At 70.3% G+C, this 17138-nt stretch carries 16 protein-coding genes; 14 read left to right on the top strand and 2 right to left on the bottom strand.

Annotation, left to right across the window (positions count from 1 at the left end):
* Nucleotides 1-76 precede the first annotated feature (76 nt).
* The 5 genes from ACGFWI_RS30085 (at nucleotide 77) to folE (ending at nucleotide 6121) form a co-directional block, all read left to right on the top strand.
* A complete protein-coding gene (locus tag ACGFWI_RS30085) occupies nucleotides 77-1225 on the top strand; it encodes a zinc-dependent metalloprotease (RefSeq protein ID WP_393909197.1) in 1149 nt (382 codons plus the stop codon).
* 192 nt (nucleotides 1226-1417) lie between these two features.
* On the top strand, nucleotides 1418-2476 hold the full coding sequence (gene tilS / locus ACGFWI_RS30080; RefSeq protein WP_393909196.1) for a tRNA lysidine(34) synthetase TilS: 1059 nt from the start codon (nucleotides 1418-1420) through the stop codon (nucleotides 2474-2476).
* Nucleotides 2477-2562: 86 nt separating this feature from the next.
* Nucleotides 2563-3102 (top strand): hypoxanthine phosphoribosyltransferase, encoded by a 540-nt coding sequence (gene hpt / locus ACGFWI_RS30075; RefSeq protein ID WP_393909250.1) that lies wholly within the window; start codon nucleotides 2563-2565, stop codon nucleotides 3100-3102.
* A 283-nt stretch (nucleotides 3103-3385) separates the two neighbouring features.
* On the top strand, nucleotides 3386-5398 hold the full coding sequence (ftsH, locus tag ACGFWI_RS30070; RefSeq protein WP_393909195.1) for an ATP-dependent zinc metalloprotease FtsH: 2013 nt from the start codon (nucleotides 3386-3388) through the stop codon (nucleotides 5396-5398).
* 117 nt (nucleotides 5399-5515) lie between these two features.
* Nucleotides 5516-6121 carry a GTP cyclohydrolase I FolE gene (gene folE / locus ACGFWI_RS30065; RefSeq protein ID WP_393909194.1) on the top strand — a complete coding sequence of 202 codons (606 nt, stop codon included), beginning with the start codon at nucleotides 5516-5518 and terminating at the stop codon, nucleotides 6119-6121.
* Between the two features lie 93 nt (nucleotides 6122-6214).
* Here the strand turns inward: folE and ACGFWI_RS30060 are convergent, their stop codons facing one another.
* Nucleotides 6215-7330 (bottom strand): alpha/beta hydrolase, encoded by a 1116-nt coding sequence (locus ACGFWI_RS30060; protein WP_393909193.1) that lies wholly within the window; start codon nucleotides 7328-7330, stop codon nucleotides 6215-6217.
* Between the two features lie 141 nt (nucleotides 7331-7471).
* Between ACGFWI_RS30060 and ACGFWI_RS30055 the strand changes: the two genes are divergently transcribed.
* The 6 genes from ACGFWI_RS30055 to ACGFWI_RS30030 all read left to right on the top strand — a co-directional run bounded on the left by ACGFWI_RS30055 (nucleotide 7472) and on the right by ACGFWI_RS30030 (nucleotide 12899).
* Nucleotides 7472-9319, top strand: coding sequence for a phosphatidylglycerol lysyltransferase domain-containing protein (locus ACGFWI_RS30055; protein WP_393909192.1), 1848 nt, complete (start codon nucleotides 7472-7474; stop codon nucleotides 9317-9319).
* Between the two features lie 126 nt (nucleotides 9320-9445).
* Nucleotides 9446-10372 carry a dihydropteroate synthase gene (folP, locus tag ACGFWI_RS30050; RefSeq protein WP_393909191.1) on the top strand — a complete coding sequence of 309 codons (927 nt, stop codon included), beginning with the start codon at nucleotides 9446-9448 and terminating at the stop codon, nucleotides 10370-10372.
* A gap of 5 nt (nucleotides 10373-10377) precedes the next feature.
* Nucleotides 10378-10857 (top strand): nuclear transport factor 2 family protein, encoded by a 480-nt coding sequence (locus tag ACGFWI_RS30045; protein ID WP_393909190.1) that lies wholly within the window; start codon nucleotides 10378-10380, stop codon nucleotides 10855-10857.
* A gap of 423 nt (nucleotides 10858-11280) precedes the next feature.
* Nucleotides 11281-11640, top strand: coding sequence for a dihydroneopterin aldolase (folB, locus tag ACGFWI_RS30040; protein ID WP_030077148.1), 360 nt, complete (start codon nucleotides 11281-11283; stop codon nucleotides 11638-11640).
* On the top strand, nucleotides 11637-12284 hold the full coding sequence (gene folK / locus ACGFWI_RS30035) for a 2-amino-4-hydroxy-6-hydroxymethyldihydropteridine diphosphokinase (protein ID WP_393909189.1): 648 nt from the start codon (nucleotides 11637-11639) through the stop codon (nucleotides 12282-12284). The genes folB and folK overlap by 4 nt, the downstream gene beginning before the upstream one ends.
* 123 nt (nucleotides 12285-12407) lie before the next feature.
* Nucleotides 12408-12899 carry a DUF3180 domain-containing protein gene (locus tag ACGFWI_RS30030; RefSeq protein WP_393909188.1) on the top strand — a complete coding sequence of 164 codons (492 nt, stop codon included), beginning with the start codon at nucleotides 12408-12410 and terminating at the stop codon, nucleotides 12897-12899.
* A 76-nt stretch (nucleotides 12900-12975) separates the two neighbouring features.
* Here the strand turns inward: ACGFWI_RS30030 and ACGFWI_RS30025 are convergent, their stop codons facing one another.
* Complete coding sequence (locus ACGFWI_RS30025) at nucleotides 12976-14253, bottom strand: ABC transporter ATP-binding protein (protein WP_393909187.1); 1278 nt, start codon at nucleotides 14251-14253, stop codon at nucleotides 12976-12978.
* Between the two features lie 177 nt (nucleotides 14254-14430).
* Here ACGFWI_RS30025 and ACGFWI_RS30020 point away from each other — a divergent pair, with 177 nt between their 5' ends.
* The 3 genes from ACGFWI_RS30020 (at nucleotide 14431) to ACGFWI_RS30010 (ending at nucleotide 17096) form a co-directional block, all read left to right on the top strand.
* A complete protein-coding gene (locus ACGFWI_RS30020) occupies nucleotides 14431-15165 on the top strand; it encodes an ABC transporter permease (protein ID WP_393909186.1) in 735 nt (244 codons plus the stop codon).
* Nucleotides 15166-15167: 2 nt separating this feature from the next.
* Nucleotides 15168-15932 (top strand): ABC transporter permease, encoded by a 765-nt coding sequence (locus tag ACGFWI_RS30015; protein WP_393909185.1) that lies wholly within the window; start codon nucleotides 15168-15170, stop codon nucleotides 15930-15932.
* Nucleotides 15933-16127: 195 nt separating this feature from the next.
* Nucleotides 16128-17096 carry an ABC transporter substrate-binding protein gene (locus ACGFWI_RS30010; RefSeq protein ID WP_393909184.1) on the top strand — a complete coding sequence of 323 codons (969 nt, stop codon included), beginning with the start codon at nucleotides 16128-16130 and terminating at the stop codon, nucleotides 17094-17096.
* Nucleotides 17097-17138 lie beyond the last annotated feature (42 nt).

Raw genomic sequence — 17138 nt, 5'->3', positions numbered from 1 at the left:
TGCGCCGGCACCACGGCGGGAAAGCCAAAAACGTGGTCCGCTACCCCACAGCGGAGCGCCCACGTACGGTGAACTCATGACGAGCATCGGTGGAACCGAGATGGTCGACTGGAATCTCGCGGTCGCGACCGCGACCCGTTTCGTGCGGCCGGGGCCGGAGGTGAGCCGGGACGAGGCGCGCGCGATCGTCGCCGAGCTGCGCAAGCACGCCAAGTCCTCCGAGGCGCACGTCCGTGCCTTCACGCGGATGGCACAGCCCGACGCGACGGGCGACGCGCCGCATGACACGCCGGTCCTCGTCGTGGACCGGCCCGGCTGGATCAAGGCGAACGTCGCCGGGTTCCGGGCCGTGCTCAAGCCGCTGCTGGCCAAGATGGAGGACCGCCGCTCGGCGGTGCCCGGCGGCGCGGTGCTCGGCGCGGTGGGCGGCAAGGTGACCGGCGTCGAGCTGGGCATGCTGCTGTCGTTCCTGGCCTCGCGGGTCCTCGGCCAGTACGAGACCTTCGCACCGGCCTCCCGGGATCTGCCGGCCGCGGCACAGGGCGGCCGGCTGCTGCTCGTCGCGCCGAACATCGTGCACGTGGAGCGCGAACTGGAGGTGGAACCGCACGACTTCCGGCTGTGGGTGTGCCTCCACGAGGAGACCCACCGCACCCAGTTCACCGCCGTTCCGTGGCTGCGGGACCACATCGAGGGTGAGATCCAGGCGTTCCTCGGCGAGACGGACATCGATCCGGGCACCCTTCTGGAGCGGCTGCGCGAGGCCGCCCAGTCGCTGGCCGGCGCCAAGCCCGAGGGCGAGGAGGGTGAGGACGAGGGCAGCCGCTCCCTCGTCGACCTCGTCCAGACGCCCGCGCAGCGCGAGATCCTCGGCCGGCTGACCGCGGTGATGTCCCTGCTGGAGGGCCACGCCGACTACGTGATGGACGGCGTGGGGCCCGATGTCGTGCCGTCGGTCGCCGAGATCCGGGAGAAGTTCCAGAAGCGCCGGGCCAGCGGCGCCGGGCGGCTGGACCAGGCGCTGCGCAAGCTGCTCGGCCTGGACGCCAAGCTGCGGCAGTACCGCGACGGTGAGCGGTTCGTCAGCGCGGTCGTCGAGGAGGCCGGCATGGACGGCTTCAACCGCGTCTGGACGTCGCCGAACACCCTCCCGACCAAACAAGAGATCGCCAAACCGGCGGACTGGATCGCGCGGGTGCACCGCAAGGCGGACGGGGCACCGTAAGCGAACGGCGTGAGCTGGGCACGCCGGGTGGCAGTAGCGCGCCCCTTCAATCACCCGTCTGAGGGACCGTTACGGATGGATAGGCGTGCAATGCTCGGGGAACCGCTCGCCTCTGTCACCATCTAGGCACTCTGTGTGACGAAGTTGCCCTCACCGGCCCGAGGCTCCCCAGCTGAACGATTGGAAACGGACATGGGTCCCCATCCAGCGGTCGCCGCGATACGCCTGGCGGTCCGCCGCGTACTCCACGACGTCCTCACCCACCACTGCGCGCAGGACCGGCACGAGCCCCCGCTCGTGCTCGTCGCCTGCTCCGGCGGCGCCGACTCGATGGCGCTCGCCTCCGCTCTCGCCTTCGAGGCCCCCAAGCTCGGCGTCCGCGCCGGGGGCGTCACCATCGACCACGGCCTCCAGGAGGGCTCGGACCTCCGCGCCGCCGAGGTCGCCCTGCGGCTGCGGGGCCTGCGGCTGGACCCGGTCGAGGTCGTCGCCGTCCACGTGGGCGAATCCCATCGGGTGGCGCACGGCGCCTCGTACCGGGGTGGTGGGGGGCGACGGGTGGGTGGGCCGGAAGCCGCCGCCCGCGACGCCCGTTACGCCGCCCTGGACACCATCGCGGAGCGCCACGGCGCCACCGCGGTCCTCCTCGGCCACACCCGCGACGACCAGGCGGAAACGGTGCTGCTCGGTCTCGCCCGCGGATCCGGGACCCGCTCGCTCTCCGGTATGGCCGCGACCAGCGGCAGGGACGGCCGCTACCGCCGGCCCTTCCTCGACGTGGACCGCCAGACCGCCCGCAAGGCCTGCCTGATCCAGTCGCTGCCCGTCTGGGACGACCCGCACAACGCCGACCCCGCCTACACCCGCTCACGGCTCCGCCACGAGGGCCTGCCCGCATTGGAGAAGGCGCTCGGCAAGGGCGTCGTCGAGGCGCTGGCCCGTACCGCCCAGCTCTCCCGCGACGACGCCGACGCCCTGGACGCCTGGGCCGCCGACGCGGAGGACACGGTCCTCGACGACACCGGCACCCTCGACATCGCGGCCCTCTTCGCCCTGCCTCCCGCGGTACGCCGCCGGGTGCTGCGCCGGGCCGTCATCGGCGCCGGCTCACCGGCCGGTTCGCTCTTCGCCCGCCACATCGAGGAAGTGGACCGCCTGATCACGGCCTGGAGGGGGCAGGGGGCCATCAACCTCCCCGGGCGCGTAGGTGTGCGACGGCAGGGTGGCAGACTGGTGATTCGGCAGGGCTGAGCCGCAGACGCTGCCCCGCATCCGAAGTCTCACGACTGACGCGAACACCGAACAGAGCGAGAGTGGCACGGGTGGACGACAAGGACATGGGTTCCGACCTTCAGTCGGTACTCATCAGCAAGCAAGAGATCGACACGAAGCTGGCTGATCTGGCCGCGAAGATCGACGCGGAGTACGCGGGCAAGGACCTGCTCATCGTCGGTGTCCTCAAGGGCGCCGTGATGGTCATGGCGGACCTGGCGCGCGCGCTGTCCACCCCCGTCACGATGGACTGGATGGCCGTGTCGTCGTACGGCGCGGGCACCCAGTCCTCCGGCGTGGTCCGGATCCTCAAGGATCTCGACACCGACATCAAGGGCAAGCACGTTCTGATCGTCGAGGACATCATCGACTCCGGCCTGACGCTGTCGTGGCTGCTGTCGAACCTCGGCTCGCGGGAGCCGGCCTCGCTGGAGGTCTGCACGCTGCTGCGCAAGCCGGACGCGGCCAAGGTCGCCATCGATGTGAAGTGGATCGGCTTCGACATCCCCAACGAATTCGTGGTGGGATACGGCCTCGACTTCGCGGAGAAGTACCGCAATCTGCCGTTCGTCGGTACTCTCGCGCCGCACGTCTACGGCGGCTGAGGGCGCTCCCCGCGCCCGTCCGGCCGACGTGGCCGGACGGGGCTCGGACCGGCTCCCTGCGGGCCGGCGGGAACCCTTCGGGGCTTCCCGCCGTTGGAGCAGGGAGAACGGAATCCTCGGCTGCATGTTCACCCTCGGCGCAGGCGCCGGGTGACAATGCTGGGGTACCGTCCGAAGGCAGTTCTTTTTCGGGCCAGTAATACACCGTACGCACGACCAGCCCTCCCAAGGGCGTTGTGCCTCACTGTGGCAGGAGGGACGGGGCCTTAGCGGCTCCGTATGGATGGACGTGAAGCGATACTTCCGTGGGCCGGTCATGTGGATCGTGCTGGCCGTCCTCGCCGTGGTCGTGTTGATGCAGGTCGTCGGCTCGTCCGGCGGCTACAAGACGGTGGACACCGGTCAGGTCGTCAAGGCGATCGCTGACAACAAGGTGAAATCCGCCGAGCTGACGACCGGTGACGAGAACAAGATCAAGATCGAGCTGTCGGGCTCCAACAAGATTGAGGGCTCGAACAAGCTCCAGGCGAGCTACATCGGCGACCAAGGCGTCGACGTGGCCAAGAACCTGCAGGCCAAATACCAGACCGGCGAGATCAAGGACGGGTACACCGTCTCCCCGTCGAAGCAGAACCCGTTCGTCGGTGTGCTGCTTTCGCTGCTCCCCTTCGTCCTCATCGTGGTCGTCTTCCTGTTCCTGATGAATCAGATGCAGGGCGGCGGCTCCCGGGTGATGAACTTCGGGAAGTCGAAGGCGAAGCTCATCACCAAGGACACCCCCAAGACGACGTTCTCGGACGTCGCGGGGTCGGACGAGGCCGTCGAGGAGCTCCACGAGATCAAGGAGTTCCTCCAGGAGCCGGCGAAGTTCCAGGCCGTCGGCGCCAAGATCCCGAAGGGCGTGCTGCTGTACGGCCCGCCCGGAACGGGCAAGACGCTGCTCGCACGCGCCGTCGCCGGCGAGGCGGGCGTCCCGTTCTACTCGATCTCCGGCTCCGACTTCGTCGAGATGTTCGTCGGTGTCGGTGCCTCCCGTGTCCGTGACCTCTTCGAGCAGGCCAAGGCGAACGCCCCGGCGATCGTCTTCGTCGACGAGATCGACGCCGTCGGCCGGCACCGCGGTGCGGGCCTGGGCGGTGGCCACGACGAGCGCGAGCAGACCCTGAACCAGCTCCTGGTCGAGATGGACGGCTTCGACGTGAAGGGCGGCGTGATCCTGATCGCCGCCACGAACCGTCCGGACATCCTCGACCCGGCGCTGCTGCGCCCCGGCCGTTTCGACCGGCAGATCGCCGTCGACCGTCCGGACCTGCAGGGCCGTCTCGAAATCCTCAAGGTCCACCAGAAGGGCAAGCCGGTCACGCCGGACGTCGACCTCTCGGCCGTCGCCAAGCGCACCCCCGGCTTCACCGGTGCCGATCTGTCCAACGTGCTCAACGAGGCCGCGCTGCTGACGGCCCGGAGCGACGAGAAGCTGATCAGCAACCACTTCCTGGACGAGGCGATCGACCGCGTCGTGGCCGGCCCGCAGAAGCGGACCCGGATCATGTCCGAGAAGGAGAAGAAGATCACCGCGTACCACGAGGGCGGACACGCCCTGGTCGCGGCGGCCTCACCGAACTCCGACCCGGTACACAAGATCACGATCCTGTCCCGCGGACGGGCGCTGGGCTACACCATGGTCCTGCCCGACGAGGACAGGTACTCCACCACCCGCAACGAGATGCTCGACCAGCTGGCGTACATGCTGGGCGGCCGCGCGGCGGAGGAACTGGTCTTCCACGACCCGACCACGGGCGCCGCGAACGACATCGAGAAGGCCACGGCCACGGCCCGCGCGATGGTCACGCAATACGGCATGACCGAGCGGCTCGGCGCGATCAAGTTCGGCACCGACAACGCCGAGCCCTTCCTGGGCCGTGAGATGGGTCACCAGCGCGACTACTCGGAAGAGGTCGCCGCGCTGGTCGATGAGGAAGTCAAGAGGCTCATCGAGACCGCGCACAACGAGGCGTGGGAGATCCTGGTCGAGAACCGCGATGTGCTGGACAACCTGGTGCTGACGCTGCTGGAGAAGGAGACCCTCAACAAGGAGGAGATCGCCGAGCTCTTCAAGCACGTGGTCAAGCGCCCGGCCCGCCCGGCGTGGACCGGCTCCTCGCGTCGTACGCCTTCCAGCCGCCCGCCGGTGCTCTCGCCGCGGGAGCTGACCCCGGCCAACGGCTCGGTGACCACGACCGCCACCGTCTCCACGGAAAAGGCGGAAGCCCCCGAGGAGCAGCGTCCCGAGAGCTGATCCCGCGGCCCCCGGGCCCCGGAATAAACGCCGCGCCCCCCAGGTTTAGCCTGGGGGGCGCGGCATTTCGCGATTCCTCCGCGAATTCGAGCGGGCGCAGAAGGAACGAGGCACCACATGACCGACCCTGTGACGCTCAACGTCGACGGCAAGATCGGCATATTCGACGAGAAGCGCGCCGAGAACGCCGTACGCGAGCTGCTCATCGCGGTGGGCGAGGACCCGGACCGCGAGGGGCTGCTGGAGACGCCGGCACGGGTGGCCCGCGCGTACAAGGAGATCTTCGCCGGGCTGTACCAGAAGCCCGAGGACGTGCTGACGACCACCTTCGACCTCGGTCATGACGAAATGGTGCTGGTCAAGGACATCGAGCTGGTCTCCAGCTGCGAGCACCACCTCGTGCCCTTCGTCGGTGTGGCGCACGTCGGCTACATCCCGTCCGCCGACGGCAAGATCACCGGCCTGTCCAAGCTGGCCCGGCTGGTCGATGTCTACGCCCGGCGTCCGCAGGTCCAGGAGCGGCTGACCACGCAGATCGCGGACTCGCTGATGGAGATCCTGGAGCCGCGCGGCGTGATCGTCGTCATCGAGTGCGAACACATGTGCATGACGATGCGCGGGGTGCGCAAGCCGGGTGCCAAGACGACGACGTCGGCCGTGCGCGGCCAGCTGCGCGACGCCGCCACCCGTGCCGAGGCGATGAGCCTGATACTGGCCCGCTGAGGCGCACGGCCCGGAACACCGACGGCCGGGCCCCCAGACGCTGCTGAGGGGCCCGGCCGCGGGCGGGGCCGCAACGGGACGGCTGCCGGCCCGTCAGGCCTTGAGGTGGTTGCCCAGCCACTCCAGGGCGGCCGGGATCTCCCGGCGCCAGGTGTTGAAGTTGTGGCCGCCGCTGTCGAGGATGATCGACGAGATCCGGCTCGGCGACTTCGTCTGCTGGATGAACCGCAGCGTCTGGTGGTAATTCCCCTCGCCCTGCTTGCTGCTGGTGACCAGCAGGTTCACCTCGGGGGCGGGCAGGTGCCGCTGACGCCACAGCAGATTGTTCTCGCGCTGCAGCTGTGAGTTGCCGCCGAAGAGGTCACCGGTGGTGGCGTCGAGGGGGGTCTTGTAGGCGCCGGAGAGGGCGACGGCGCTGGAGTACGCGTCGGGGTGGCGCATAGCCATCTTCAGCGCGCAGTAGCCGCCGGTGGAGTCTCCGATGACACCCCAGTTCCTGGCCTCGCGCCCTATTCGGTAGTGCTCGGAGATATCCGCGCGCAGGTCCTTGGTGAAGAAGGTCTCGGTCTGCGGGCCGTTCGGTATGTCCACGCACTCGGTGTCGCGGGGCGGCGCGACCGTCGGACGCATCATCACCAGGACGGTCGGCTGCATCTTGTGCCGCTTGAGCAGCTCGTGCTCGGTCTGCGGGAAATGCAGCTTCTTGTAGAGCGCCTGGGCGGTGCCCGGGTACCCGGTGAGCACCAGAGCCACCGGGAATTTCTTGTCCGCGTATTTCTTCTGGAAGTACTGCGGCGGCAGATAGACAAAGGCGGGGCTGGCGATCTGGGAGTGTTCGCCGCGGATCACCACCTTGTCGATCCGGCCGCCGGCCGCCGGGCGCGAGCCGTGCTGGACGCTGACCCGCTCGGTACCCAGCATCTGCAGCTTGGTGCCGTTCGGCCCCGTCTGATAGTTGGTGACCACGCCCGGCTCCTGCTCCTGGCCGAAGAGGTCGGCCCAGGACGCGTAGAAGCCGAAGGAGTTGTTGGCGTACAGGCCGATCACGGCGAAGAGGCAGAGCTGGGTCGCCACCAGGAGTCCGACACGGCCGAGGACGGCACGCCAGTTCGCCTTGGAGAGGCGGGGCCAGAGCCAAACGGTGAGGATGAACAGTGCCACCGCGACGAGGACGGCAAGAAGCAGCACTTTCTTACTGGTGAGACCCATGTGGTGCTTTCTTCCGGGCGGCCGGGCCATCCGTACCGCTAATGGAACCCCGAGCCCTGAAACGCCGTCATACAGGGCGCAAAAAGTCCAGATGCTGCGACAAGGCTCGCACGTTCTCTCGACCGGGGCGACGGGAAAGTGATGTCTGACAGGCTAGATGGCGAAAAGTCGGAGAAGGTTGCGTGGCGAACGCCACGCTGGCTCCGTGGCCCGCGGCCCGAAGCGGTGCCGACGTGCGTCGGCACGGCCGGCGTGGTCGTCGGCCTGCTGAACCTGGCCGCCGGGGTGTTCCCGCGGTTCCGGCACAGCCGGATGCATGCCCTCGCCGAGGTGCTGCCGGGCGCGGTGAGCCCGTTGGCGGCCGCCGCGTCCATCGTCGTGGGCATCCTGCTGCTCCTTTTGGCCCACGGGCTCAAGCGGCGTAAGCGGCGGGCCTGGGGAGCGGCCGTGGCGCTGCTCCCGGTGGGGATCGCCGCTCAGCTGGTGTACCGCCACTCCGTGTTCGGCGCGGTGCTCTCGCTGGCCCTCCTGGCGTTCCTGGTGTGGCACCGCAGGGAGTTCGCGGCGCTGCCCGACCCGCGCAGCCGCTGGAAGGCGGTGGCCAACCTCATCGTCCTCGGCGGTGCCTCCTTCGCCATCGGCATGGTCATCGTCAGCTCCCACCCCAACAAGATCGTCGGCTCGCCCTCCGTCTGGGACCGCGTCCGGCACGTCCTGTGGGGCCTGTTCGGCTTCGAGGGCCCGATCGCCTACACCCAGCAGGTGGACTACACCGTCGGCTACTCGCTCGGCGCGCTCGGTCTGCTGACGGTCGCCACCACCGCGTATCTCGCCTTCCGCCCCGAGCACCCGGCGGCCCGGCTGACCGACGACGACGAGCAGCAGCTGCGTGAGCTGCTCGCCCGGCACGGCGCCCGCGACTCGCTCGGCTACTTCGCGCTGCGCCGCGACAAGGGCGCGGTCTTCTCGCCGACCGGCAAGGCCGCGGTCTGCTACCGGGTGATCTCCGGTGTCATGCTCGCCAGCGGCGACCCGATAGGCGATGTCGAGGCCTGGCCGGGCGCCATCGAGCGCTTCATGGAGGAGGCCAAGGCGCACTCCTGGACCCCGGCGGTCACCGGCTGCAGCGAGACCGGCGGCCAGGTGTGGACCCGGGAGACCGGTATGGACGCGCTGGAGCTCGGCGACGAGGCGATCGTGGACGTGGCCGACTTCACCCTCACCGGCCGCGCCATGCGCAACGTACGGCAGATGGTCAAGCGCATCGAGCGCAACGGCTACGAGACCCGGGTGCGGCGGGTGCGCGACCTGGAGCCGGCCGAACTGACGCAGATCCAGAAGGCCGCGAACGCCTGGCGGGACACCGACACCGAGCGCGGTTTCTCCATGGCGCTGGGCCGGATCGATGCGGTGGCCGACGGCGACGCGGTGATCGCCACGGCTCATCTGCCGGTGGGCGAGGGCGAGGAGTCCGGTCCGTACGGGGATCTCAAGGCGATGCAGCACTTCGTGCCGTGGGGCGACAGCGGTATCTCCCTGGAGCTGATGCGCCGTGACCGCAGCGCCGACCCCGGCATGAACGAGCTGCTGATCGTCGCCGCACTGCAGGCCGCCCCGGACCTCAAGATCAAGCAGGTGTCGCTGAACTTCGCGGTCTTCCGCTCCTCTCTGGAGCGCGGCGAGAAGCTCGGCGCGGGGCCGGTCATCCGGATCTGGCGCGGGCTGCTGATCTTCCTGTCCCGCTGGTACCAGATCGAGTCGCTGTACAAGTTCAACGACAAGTTCCGGCCGCGTTGGGAGCCCCGGTTCGTGGTCTTCCGCAACAGCCGTGACATCCCCCGTATCGGCCTGGCGGCGCTGCAGGCCGAGGGCTATCTGGAGCTGAGCCTGCCGCGCGCACTGCGGCGGCGGAAGTCCGCCGAGCCGCGGCCGTGCGTGCATACGCCGGAGCCGGTCAGGGCGGCGGGCACGGTCGAGCGGGCGGCCTGACCGGCCGCCGGGCCGGGCCGCCGGAGGGAGTCGTTCCGCATCGTCCGGGAACGCGCCGGCGCCCGCTCGGTCCCCGCAGCCGACGGCCGCAATCCGGCCGGTCGGCACACGGCCTACGCTGGTGACATGAGTACCTTGCGTGGCCGGGTGGCCGGACTGCCGGACTGGGAACGCTGCGCGGTGATGGGCGTCGTCAATGTGACGCCCGATTCGTTCTCCGACGGCGGCGACTGGTTCGACACCGAACTTGCCGTCAAACACGGTCTCGACCTGGTGGCGCAGGGCGCCGACATGGTGGACGTGGGCGGCGAGTCGACCCGGCCGGGCGCGGCGCGGGTGGACGAGGCCGAGGAGCTGCGCCGGGTCGTCCCCGTCGTACGGGAGCTTGCCGCGGCCGGTGTCGTGGTCTCCGTCGACACCATGCGGGCCTCGGTCGCCGAGCGGGCGGTGGAGGCCGGGGCGCGCCTGGTCAACGATGTCAGCGGGGGCGCCGCCGATCCGGCCATGGTGCCCGTGGTGGCCGCGCACCACGTCCCGTTCGTGGTGATGCACTGGCGTGGCCAGTCCATCGACATGAACAACCGCGCCGTCTACGGGGACGTGGTCGCGGAGGTCGTCGACGAACTCGGACGGAGCGTCGAGCGCGCGATGGCGGGCGGGATCGATCCGGAGCGGATCGTCATCGACCCCGGCCTGGGCTTCGCCAAGAACGCGGACCACGATCTCGCGCTGGTCGCCCGGCTGGCCCGGCTGCGGGCGCTGGGCCGTCCGTTGCTGGTGGCCGCATCGAGGAAACGGTTCCTGGGCAGGGTGCTGGCGGGCGACGAGGCAGCCGCCCCACCGCCTGCCCGGGAGCGCGATGCCGCGACGGCGGCGGTGTCGGCGATCGTGGCGCGAGAGGGGGCCTGGGCGGTGCGGGTGCACGAGGTCAGGGCGAGCGCGGATGCGGTACGGGTGGCCCGTGCCGTGGAGGACGCGGCGGCCGGCAGCGGCGACACGGCCGGTGCGGATGAGATGAGCGACACGACGGCGAACACGACGGGAACAGTGTGAGCGGCTTGGGCCCACGGACGGACATCGAGCTGGTCGAGCAGGCGAACACCACCCTGTACGAGACCATCGAGCGCGGCGATCACGAGGCGCTGTCCGAGCTGTGGCTGGACGGTCAGGTGAGTGTGGTCCACCCCGGGTGGCCGGTGCTGCGCGGGCGCGGCGAGGTGCTCCGCTCGTACGCCCTGATCATGGCGAACACCGAGTACATCCAGTTCTTCCTCACGGATGTGGAGATCGATGTCGTCGGTGACACCGCGCTGGTGACCTGCACCGAGAACATCCTCAGCGGCGGGCCCGCCGAGGACGACGGCTCGGTGGGGCCGCTGATCGGCCAGCTGGTGGTGGCGACCAATGTCTTCCGGCGCACGGAGGACGGCTGGCGGGTGTGGTCGCACCACGGGTCGCCGGTGCTGGCGGACCGCGACGACGAGGACGAGGACGACGAGGCAGGGGGAGCCGGCGACGGCGACGAGGACGCGCTCTGAGCCTTCCCTCAGGGGACGGCGCGCCCGGGGGGAGACGATCCCCGGGCGCTCGGGCGGGGTGTGAGCCTTGCCATGCCGCCCGCCCTTGCGTCGGGGGGATGCCTGTGCCGTCGTCAGCGGTGGGGGTCAGCCATCCGGGCGAGGGCGCACCCGTTCGAGCCAAGTGCGGCACGGGTAGGGGTGGGGCATGGGGAGGGGGGTAAAAGGCCGCGCGGACGATCCTCCCGGTTTGCCAGATGTTGTCCCGAAGGGCGCCATCTAGCAGTAGGACTGGGTCTTGTCCATAGCCCCCGTAGGCGAGGACTGTCGTTCCTCGAAGGTAGATTCGACGGCGGGGCAGTGTTGCCGGATCGCTCCGGCGGCTGCCCGGTATCCGACGAACAGTGGCGCCAGAGGTGCCGTGGACCAGTGGGAGTGATTCGCGTGGATCGTGTCGCGCTGCGTGGGCTGAAGGCCCGAGGCCACCACGGGGTGTTTCCCCGGGAGCGCGAGGAAGGCCAGACCTTCATCGTCGACCTGGTGCTCGGTCTGGACACCCGCCCCGCAGCGGCCTCCGACGATCTCGCGAAGACCGTGCACTACGGCGTTGTGGCCGAGGAGGTGGTGGCCGTCGTCCAGGGCGAGCCCGTCGACCTCATCGAGACCCTGGCGGAGCGCATCGCCGGCCAGTGCCTCAAGCACGAGGGTGTGCAGGAGGTGGAGGTGGTGGTGCACAAGCCGGACGCGCCCATCACCGTCCCCTTCGATGACGTGACCATCACCATCACTCGGAGCCGAGTATGAATTCCGCCCGTCAGCCGACCACCAGCACTGATGGAGCCGCCGTGCGGCGCCCCCAGCCCGGTGACCCGACCGTACAGCCGGTGCCCGCCTCCGTCGTGGAGCAGGTGGACGCCGCGGATGTGACGCTCTCCAACCCCAAACGCGCCGTGATCTCGCTCGGCAGCAACCTCGGCAACCGCCTGGAGACACTGCAGGGCGCCGTCGACGCGCTGGAGGACACCCCTGGTCTGCGGGTCAAGGCGGTCTCCCCGGTCTACGAGACCGAGCCGTGGGGCGTGGCCCCCGGTTCCCAGCCGGCGTACTTCAACGCCGTGGTGCTGATCAAGACGACGCTGCCGCCGTCCTCCCTCCTGGAGCGCGGGCATGCGATCGAGGAGGCCTTCGAGCGGGTCCGCGACGAGCAGTGGGGCCCGCGCACGATCGACGTCGACATCGTCGCGTATCAGGACGTGCTCTCCGACGACCCGGGGCTGACGCTGCCGCACCCGAGGGCCCATGAGCGGGCGTTCGTGCTGGTGCCGTGGCACGACATCGACCCGGAGGCGGAGGTTCCGGGGCACGGTGCGGTGGCCGCACTGCTGTCGGTGGTCGGCCGCGACGGTGTGGCGCCACGCTCGGACCTGGAACTGCGGCTGCCGGAGTAGCCGTTAGGGTTGCGGGTCGATTCCCTGCGGGATGCATCCGTACGGGACGGACAAGGCGGCCATAAAGGAAAGAATGGTCGCCATGGCAGGGATGGTCATGACGGTGCGAGGGGCGATCGCTCGGTGAAGCAGCTACACATCAAGGTGCTGGTCGGGCTGTTTCTGGCGGCCGGGGTGGTGGCCTGGGGAGGCGCCCGGCTGTGGGACTCCCTCGGCACCCTCCCCAGCGTGCCGGTGGCCGCGCCGATCGTGCTGGCACTGATCGCCGCGGTGCTCGGGGCCACCGCGCTCGCGCTCCGGGGGCGGCTGCGCGCGCAGCGCGAGCGCCGGCCGGGCGCCAAGGGCGTCGATCCGCTGGTGGCCGCCCGCGCGGTGGTCTTCGGCCAGGCGAGCGCGCTGGTGGCGTCGCTGGTCGCGGGGCTGTACGGCGGGGTCGGCGTCTTCTTGCTGACCACCGGCCTCGATGTCGCACCGCGCCGGGACCAGGCGATCTACGCCGGTCTGTCGGTGGTCGCCGGGGCCGCGGTGGTCGCCGCGGCGATCTTCCTTGAGCGGGTGTGCAAGCTGCCCGAGGACGACGGCAACGGGAACGGCGGGGCCGACGCGACGGTGTGAGGCCGGTCCGGTCCGGTCCGTGACCGCGGCCCCTGGAGCCGCTGTGCGGCGCTGCGCCGCACCGGGCCGCTACCGGTCAGACGCCGCTGTCCGGGGCCGTGACACCGGCGCCCGAGGCCGTGACGCCTGCGGCCCAGCCGCCGTGATCCGGGACGGTATCGAGCGAGACCTCGCCGCGCGGGACGTTCGCGGCGTCCGCCGTGGTGGAGCGGCGCAGCGCGGTGTGCAGCCGGGCGGGGGTGAGGACGCCCAGGTAGCGGTCGCCGTCCTGGACCGCGATCCAGCCGGCGTCGTGCTGCAGCATCGTGCTGAGCGCCTGCTTGAGCGGGGCGCCGAGCGGCAGCCGGGCGTCCATCCGCCGGGCGTGGGCGCGGACCGTGGAGCCCCGCGGTGCGCGCTCGGAGAGCTTCCCGCCGCCCGATTCTGCCTCTGCTGCCTCCGCGGCGCCCGTGAGGGCCGCGGCCGGGACCCAGCCGTGCAGCGCGCCGTCGGCGTCCAGGACGACCGCCCAGGTCGCGCCGTCGGCGGCGAGCCGGCCGGCGGCGCGGGCCGCCGGGTCGTCGAGGCGGACGACCGGGGGCCGTTCGAGGTCGCCGGGCTCGATGGGCGTGACGGAGAGCCGCTTCAGGCCCCGGTCCGCGCCGACGAATTCGGCGGCATACGGGGTCGCGGGGGCGCCCAGCACCGTCGCGGGGGTGTCGAACTGCTCGATGCGCCCCGCCCCGTAGACGGCGATGCGGTCGCCGAGCCGGACCGCCTCCTCGATGTCGTGGGTGACGAAGAGGACCGTCTTGCGCAGCGTGGACTGCAGCCGCAGGAACTCGTTCTGGAGGCGCTCGCGCACCACCGGGTCCACCGCGCCGAACGGCTCGTCCATCAGCAGTACGGGCGGGTCGGCGGCGAGCGCGCGGGCCACCCCGACGCGCTGGCGCTGGCCGCCGGAGAGCTGGTCGGGGTAGCGGTCGCCGTACGTCGACGGGTCCAGGCCGACCAGGTCGAGGAGCTCGGCGGCGCGCGCCCTGGCCTGCCTGCGGGGCCGGCCGAGGAGGTGCGGGACGGTGGCGGTGTTGTCCAGGACGGTCTTGTGGGGGAACAGCCCGACCTGCTGGATGACATAGCCGATACGGCGCCGCAGCTGGACGGGGTCGAGGGCGGATATGTCCGCGCCGTCGAGGAGGATGCGGCCGCCGGTGGGCTCGATGAGGCGGTTGACCATCTTCATCGTCGTGGTCTTGCCGCAGCCCGACGGCCCGACGAGCGTGACGAGTTCACCCTCGGCGACCTCGAAGGTGAGGTCGTCCACGGCCGTGGTGCCGTCGGGGTAGCTCTTGGTGACGTGCTCGAAGCGGATCATGCTCTCCCCCAGTTGTGGACGGGCCCATTGTGGACGGGCGGTCGTGAACGCGGTGTTGCGCGTGGATGGCGATGTGTCCGGTGAGCTGCGGGACCGGTCCGATTGTCAGTGGCGGGGTTTAGGGTCGCAGACGGTTACCGGATAGGTGAGCGAACGGGGCGGGGGAGGTGACGAGCCATGAGCGGCGGTGCCGTCGGGCCGGGCTGTCTGCAGAGCAACGACTGGATCTGCGGTGAGTATCTGCGCACCCGCAGCCAGGAATTGGTGGACGCGACGGTCCAGCACATCGGCATCACGGCCGTATCGGTGGCGATCGGCCTGCTGATCGCCTTTCCGCTGGCGCTGGTGGCCCGGCGCTGGCGGGGCGCCGCCGGACCGGTCCTGGGGCTGACGACGGTGCTCTACACCGTCCCCTCGCTGGCGATGTTCGCGCTGCTGACACCGGTCTTCGGAGTCTCGGCGGCCGTGGTCGTGACGGGCCTGGTGCTGTATTCGCTGACGATCCTGGTGCGCAACATCCTCGCCGGTCTGCAGGCGGTGCCCGCCGAGGTGCGGGAGGCCGCCCGGGGGATGGGGTACGGCCCGGCGCGGCTGTTGTACGAGGTGGAACTCCCGCTCGCCCTGCCCGCGTTGGTGGCCGGGCTGCGCATCGCCACGGTCTCGACGGTGGCGATGACGACCATCGGCTCCGTCGTCGGCTACGGCGGCCTGGGGAATCTCATAGCCGCCGGCATGGAGGGCTTCTTCAAGGCGGAGGTGCTGACGGCCTCGGTGCTGTGCGTGCTGCTGGCCCTGCTCGCCGATCTGCTGCTCATGGGCCTGCAGCGGCTGCTGACGCCCTGGACGAGGGCGCAGGCACGGGCGAAGGCCCGTGCGCGGCGCGGGGCCCGTGTGGCGAAGGCGGTGAGCTGAGGATGGGGGCGATCACCGGTGCCTGGCAGTGGCTGACGACGGCCGCGAACTGGGCCGGGGAGAAGGGGGTGTGGCACCGCCTGGCCGAGCATGTCTGGCTCAGCGCGCTGTGTCTGGTCCTTTCCTCCCTGATAGCCCTGCCGGTGGCGCTCTGGCTGGGGCACCTGGGCAAGGGCGGGGCGCTGGCGGTCAATCTCTCCAACGTGGGGCGCGCGGTACCGACCTTCGCGGTCCTGGTGCTGCTGACGCTCAGCCCGCTGGGGACCCAGGGCGACTGGCCGACGATCATCGCGCTGGTGCTGTTCGCGGTGCCGCCGCTGCTGACCAACGCCTATCTGGGGATGCGGGAGGCGGACCGCGACGTGATCGAGGCCGCGCGCGGGATGGGCATGTCGGGGCCGCAACTCCTGCTGCGGGTCGAGATACCGCTCGCCTATCCGCTGATCATGACGGGCCTGCGCTCGGCCACGGTGCAGGTGGTGGCGACCGCGACGCTGGCCGCGCTGGCCGGCGGCGGGGGCCTGGGCCGGATCATCACCGCGGGCTTCGGCAACTACGACACCGCGCAGGTGGTCGCGGGCGCCCTGCTGGTGGCCGTGCTCGCCCTGACCGTGGAGGGCGTTCTCGTCCTGGCGGAGCGGTTCCTCGACCCGATGCGGGGGCGGCGGCGCGCGGCGCGGACGGGCTCGCGCACGGCGTCGGGTACGTCCCCGGGCGCCGGGCCGGGGGCGAGCCGGGCGGCACCGACCTCGGCAACGGTCCCGTAGGCCTCGCCCCGGCCTGATCCGACCCCACTCGTTCCGCACCGAACCCACGCAGCCCGGCCCGGCACGACTTGACCCGACCCGACCTGACCCGACCCGACGTGACCCGACCCGAATCGACCTGACCGGTCCCACCCGGCCCGGCTGACCGGCTCGACCCGACCAGAACTGATCCGAACGGACTGAATGGTGGCATCCATGAGCAGCAAGTCGCGTGTGGCGCGTACCGCGGTGGTCGCGGGCACAGTGATCACACTGGCGGCCGGGCTGGCCGCGTGCGGTGGCAAGAGCCTGGAGGAGAAGGGCGGCGGCAACGGCAAGGGCGGAGGCAAGGACGAGATCGTCATCGGCTCGGCCGGTTTCACCGAGTCGAAGGTGCTCGCCGAGATCTATTCCAAGGTGCTGGCCGATGCCGGTTACCACACGCGGGTGCAGACCCTGGCCAATCGCGAGCTGTATGAACCGGCCCTGGAGAAGGGCCAGATCGATGTCGTTCCGGAATACGCCTCCACCCTCGCCGAATTCCTCAACACGAAGAAGAACGGCACGAAGGCGAAGCCCGTCGCCTCCAGCGACATCGACAAGACGGTGACGGCCCTGAAGAAACTCGCCGGTCCGCGCGGACTCAAGGTGCTGGCGGCGGGCGGGGCGACGGACCAGAACGCGTTCGCGGTCACCAAGGAATTCGCCGCCGGGCACTCCCTGAAGACCCTCTCCGACCTCGGCGCGTCGAAGCAGAGGATCAAACTTGCCTCGGGTGAGGAGTGCGAGACCCGGGTGTTCTGCAAGCCGGGCCTGGAGAGGACATACGGCATCGACATCACGGCGCTGGACCCCAAGGGCGTCGGGACCCCGCAGGCCAAGCAGGCGGTCAAGGACGGCACCGACCAACTGGTGCTCACCACGACCACGGACGCCACGCTCGACAACTTCGGGCTGGTGCTTCTCAAGGACGACAAGAAGCTCCAGAACGCCGACAATGTGCTGCCGGTGGTGAATGCCGAGAGCGCCGGTGACAAGGAGATCGAGACCGCCCTCGGGAAGCTCACGCGGGCGCTGACGACCGAAGACCTGATCAACTTGAACCGCAAGGTCGATGCCGAGCGACTCAAGCCCGCGGATGTCGCGCAGGCTTATGTGGAGTCCAAGGGCTTGGTCAAGAAGTAACCAGCGGGAAACGGATTCGTGTGCGGGGCCCCATAGGTCCCG

The organism is Streptomyces sp. NPDC048434, assembly GCF_043200375.1.
GTDB lineage: Bacteria > Actinomycetota > Actinomycetes > Streptomycetales > Streptomycetaceae > Streptomyces.
The sequence above is the reverse complement of the archived record's forward strand: the minus strand, read 5'-3'. Positions and strand labels throughout refer to the sequence as shown.

Bases quoted from the DNA above. Each gene is read 5' to 3' on its own strand.
- ACGFWI_RS30085 (WP_393909197.1), top strand. From the start codon at position 77: ATGACGAGCATCGGTGGAACCGAGATGGTCGACTGGAATCTCGCGGTC.
- tilS (WP_393909196.1), top strand. From the start codon at position 1,418: ATGGGTCCCCATCCAGCGGTCGCCGCGATACGCCTGGCGGTCCGCCGC.
- hpt (WP_393909250.1), top strand. From the start codon at position 2,563: ATGGGTTCCGACCTTCAGTCGGTACTCATCAGCAAGCAAGAGATCGAC.
- ftsH (WP_393909195.1), top strand. From the start codon at position 3,386: ATGGACGTGAAGCGATACTTCCGTGGGCCGGTCATGTGGATCGTGCTG.
- folE (WP_393909194.1), top strand. From the start codon at position 5,516: ATGACCGACCCTGTGACGCTCAACGTCGACGGCAAGATCGGCATATTC.
- ACGFWI_RS30060 (WP_393909193.1), bottom strand. From the start codon at position 7,330: ATGGGTCTCACCAGTAAGAAAGTGCTGCTTCTTGCCGTCCTCGTCGCG.
- ACGFWI_RS30055 (WP_393909192.1), top strand. From the start codon at position 7,472: ATGTCTGACAGGCTAGATGGCGAAAAGTCGGAGAAGGTTGCGTGGCGA.
- folP (WP_393909191.1), top strand. From the start codon at position 9,446: ATGAGTACCTTGCGTGGCCGGGTGGCCGGACTGCCGGACTGGGAACGC.
- folK (WP_393909189.1), top strand. From the start codon at position 11,637: ATGAATTCCGCCCGTCAGCCGACCACCAGCACTGATGGAGCCGCCGTG.
- ACGFWI_RS30025 (WP_393909187.1), bottom strand. From the start codon at position 14,253: ATGATCCGCTTCGAGCACGTCACCAAGAGCTACCCCGACGGCACCACG.
- ACGFWI_RS30020 (WP_393909186.1), top strand. From the start codon at position 14,431: ATGAGCGGCGGTGCCGTCGGGCCGGGCTGTCTGCAGAGCAACGACTGG.
- ACGFWI_RS30015 (WP_393909185.1), top strand. From the start codon at position 15,168: ATGGGGGCGATCACCGGTGCCTGGCAGTGGCTGACGACGGCCGCGAAC.
- ACGFWI_RS30010 (WP_393909184.1), top strand. From the start codon at position 16,128: ATGAGCAGCAAGTCGCGTGTGGCGCGTACCGCGGTGGTCGCGGGCACA.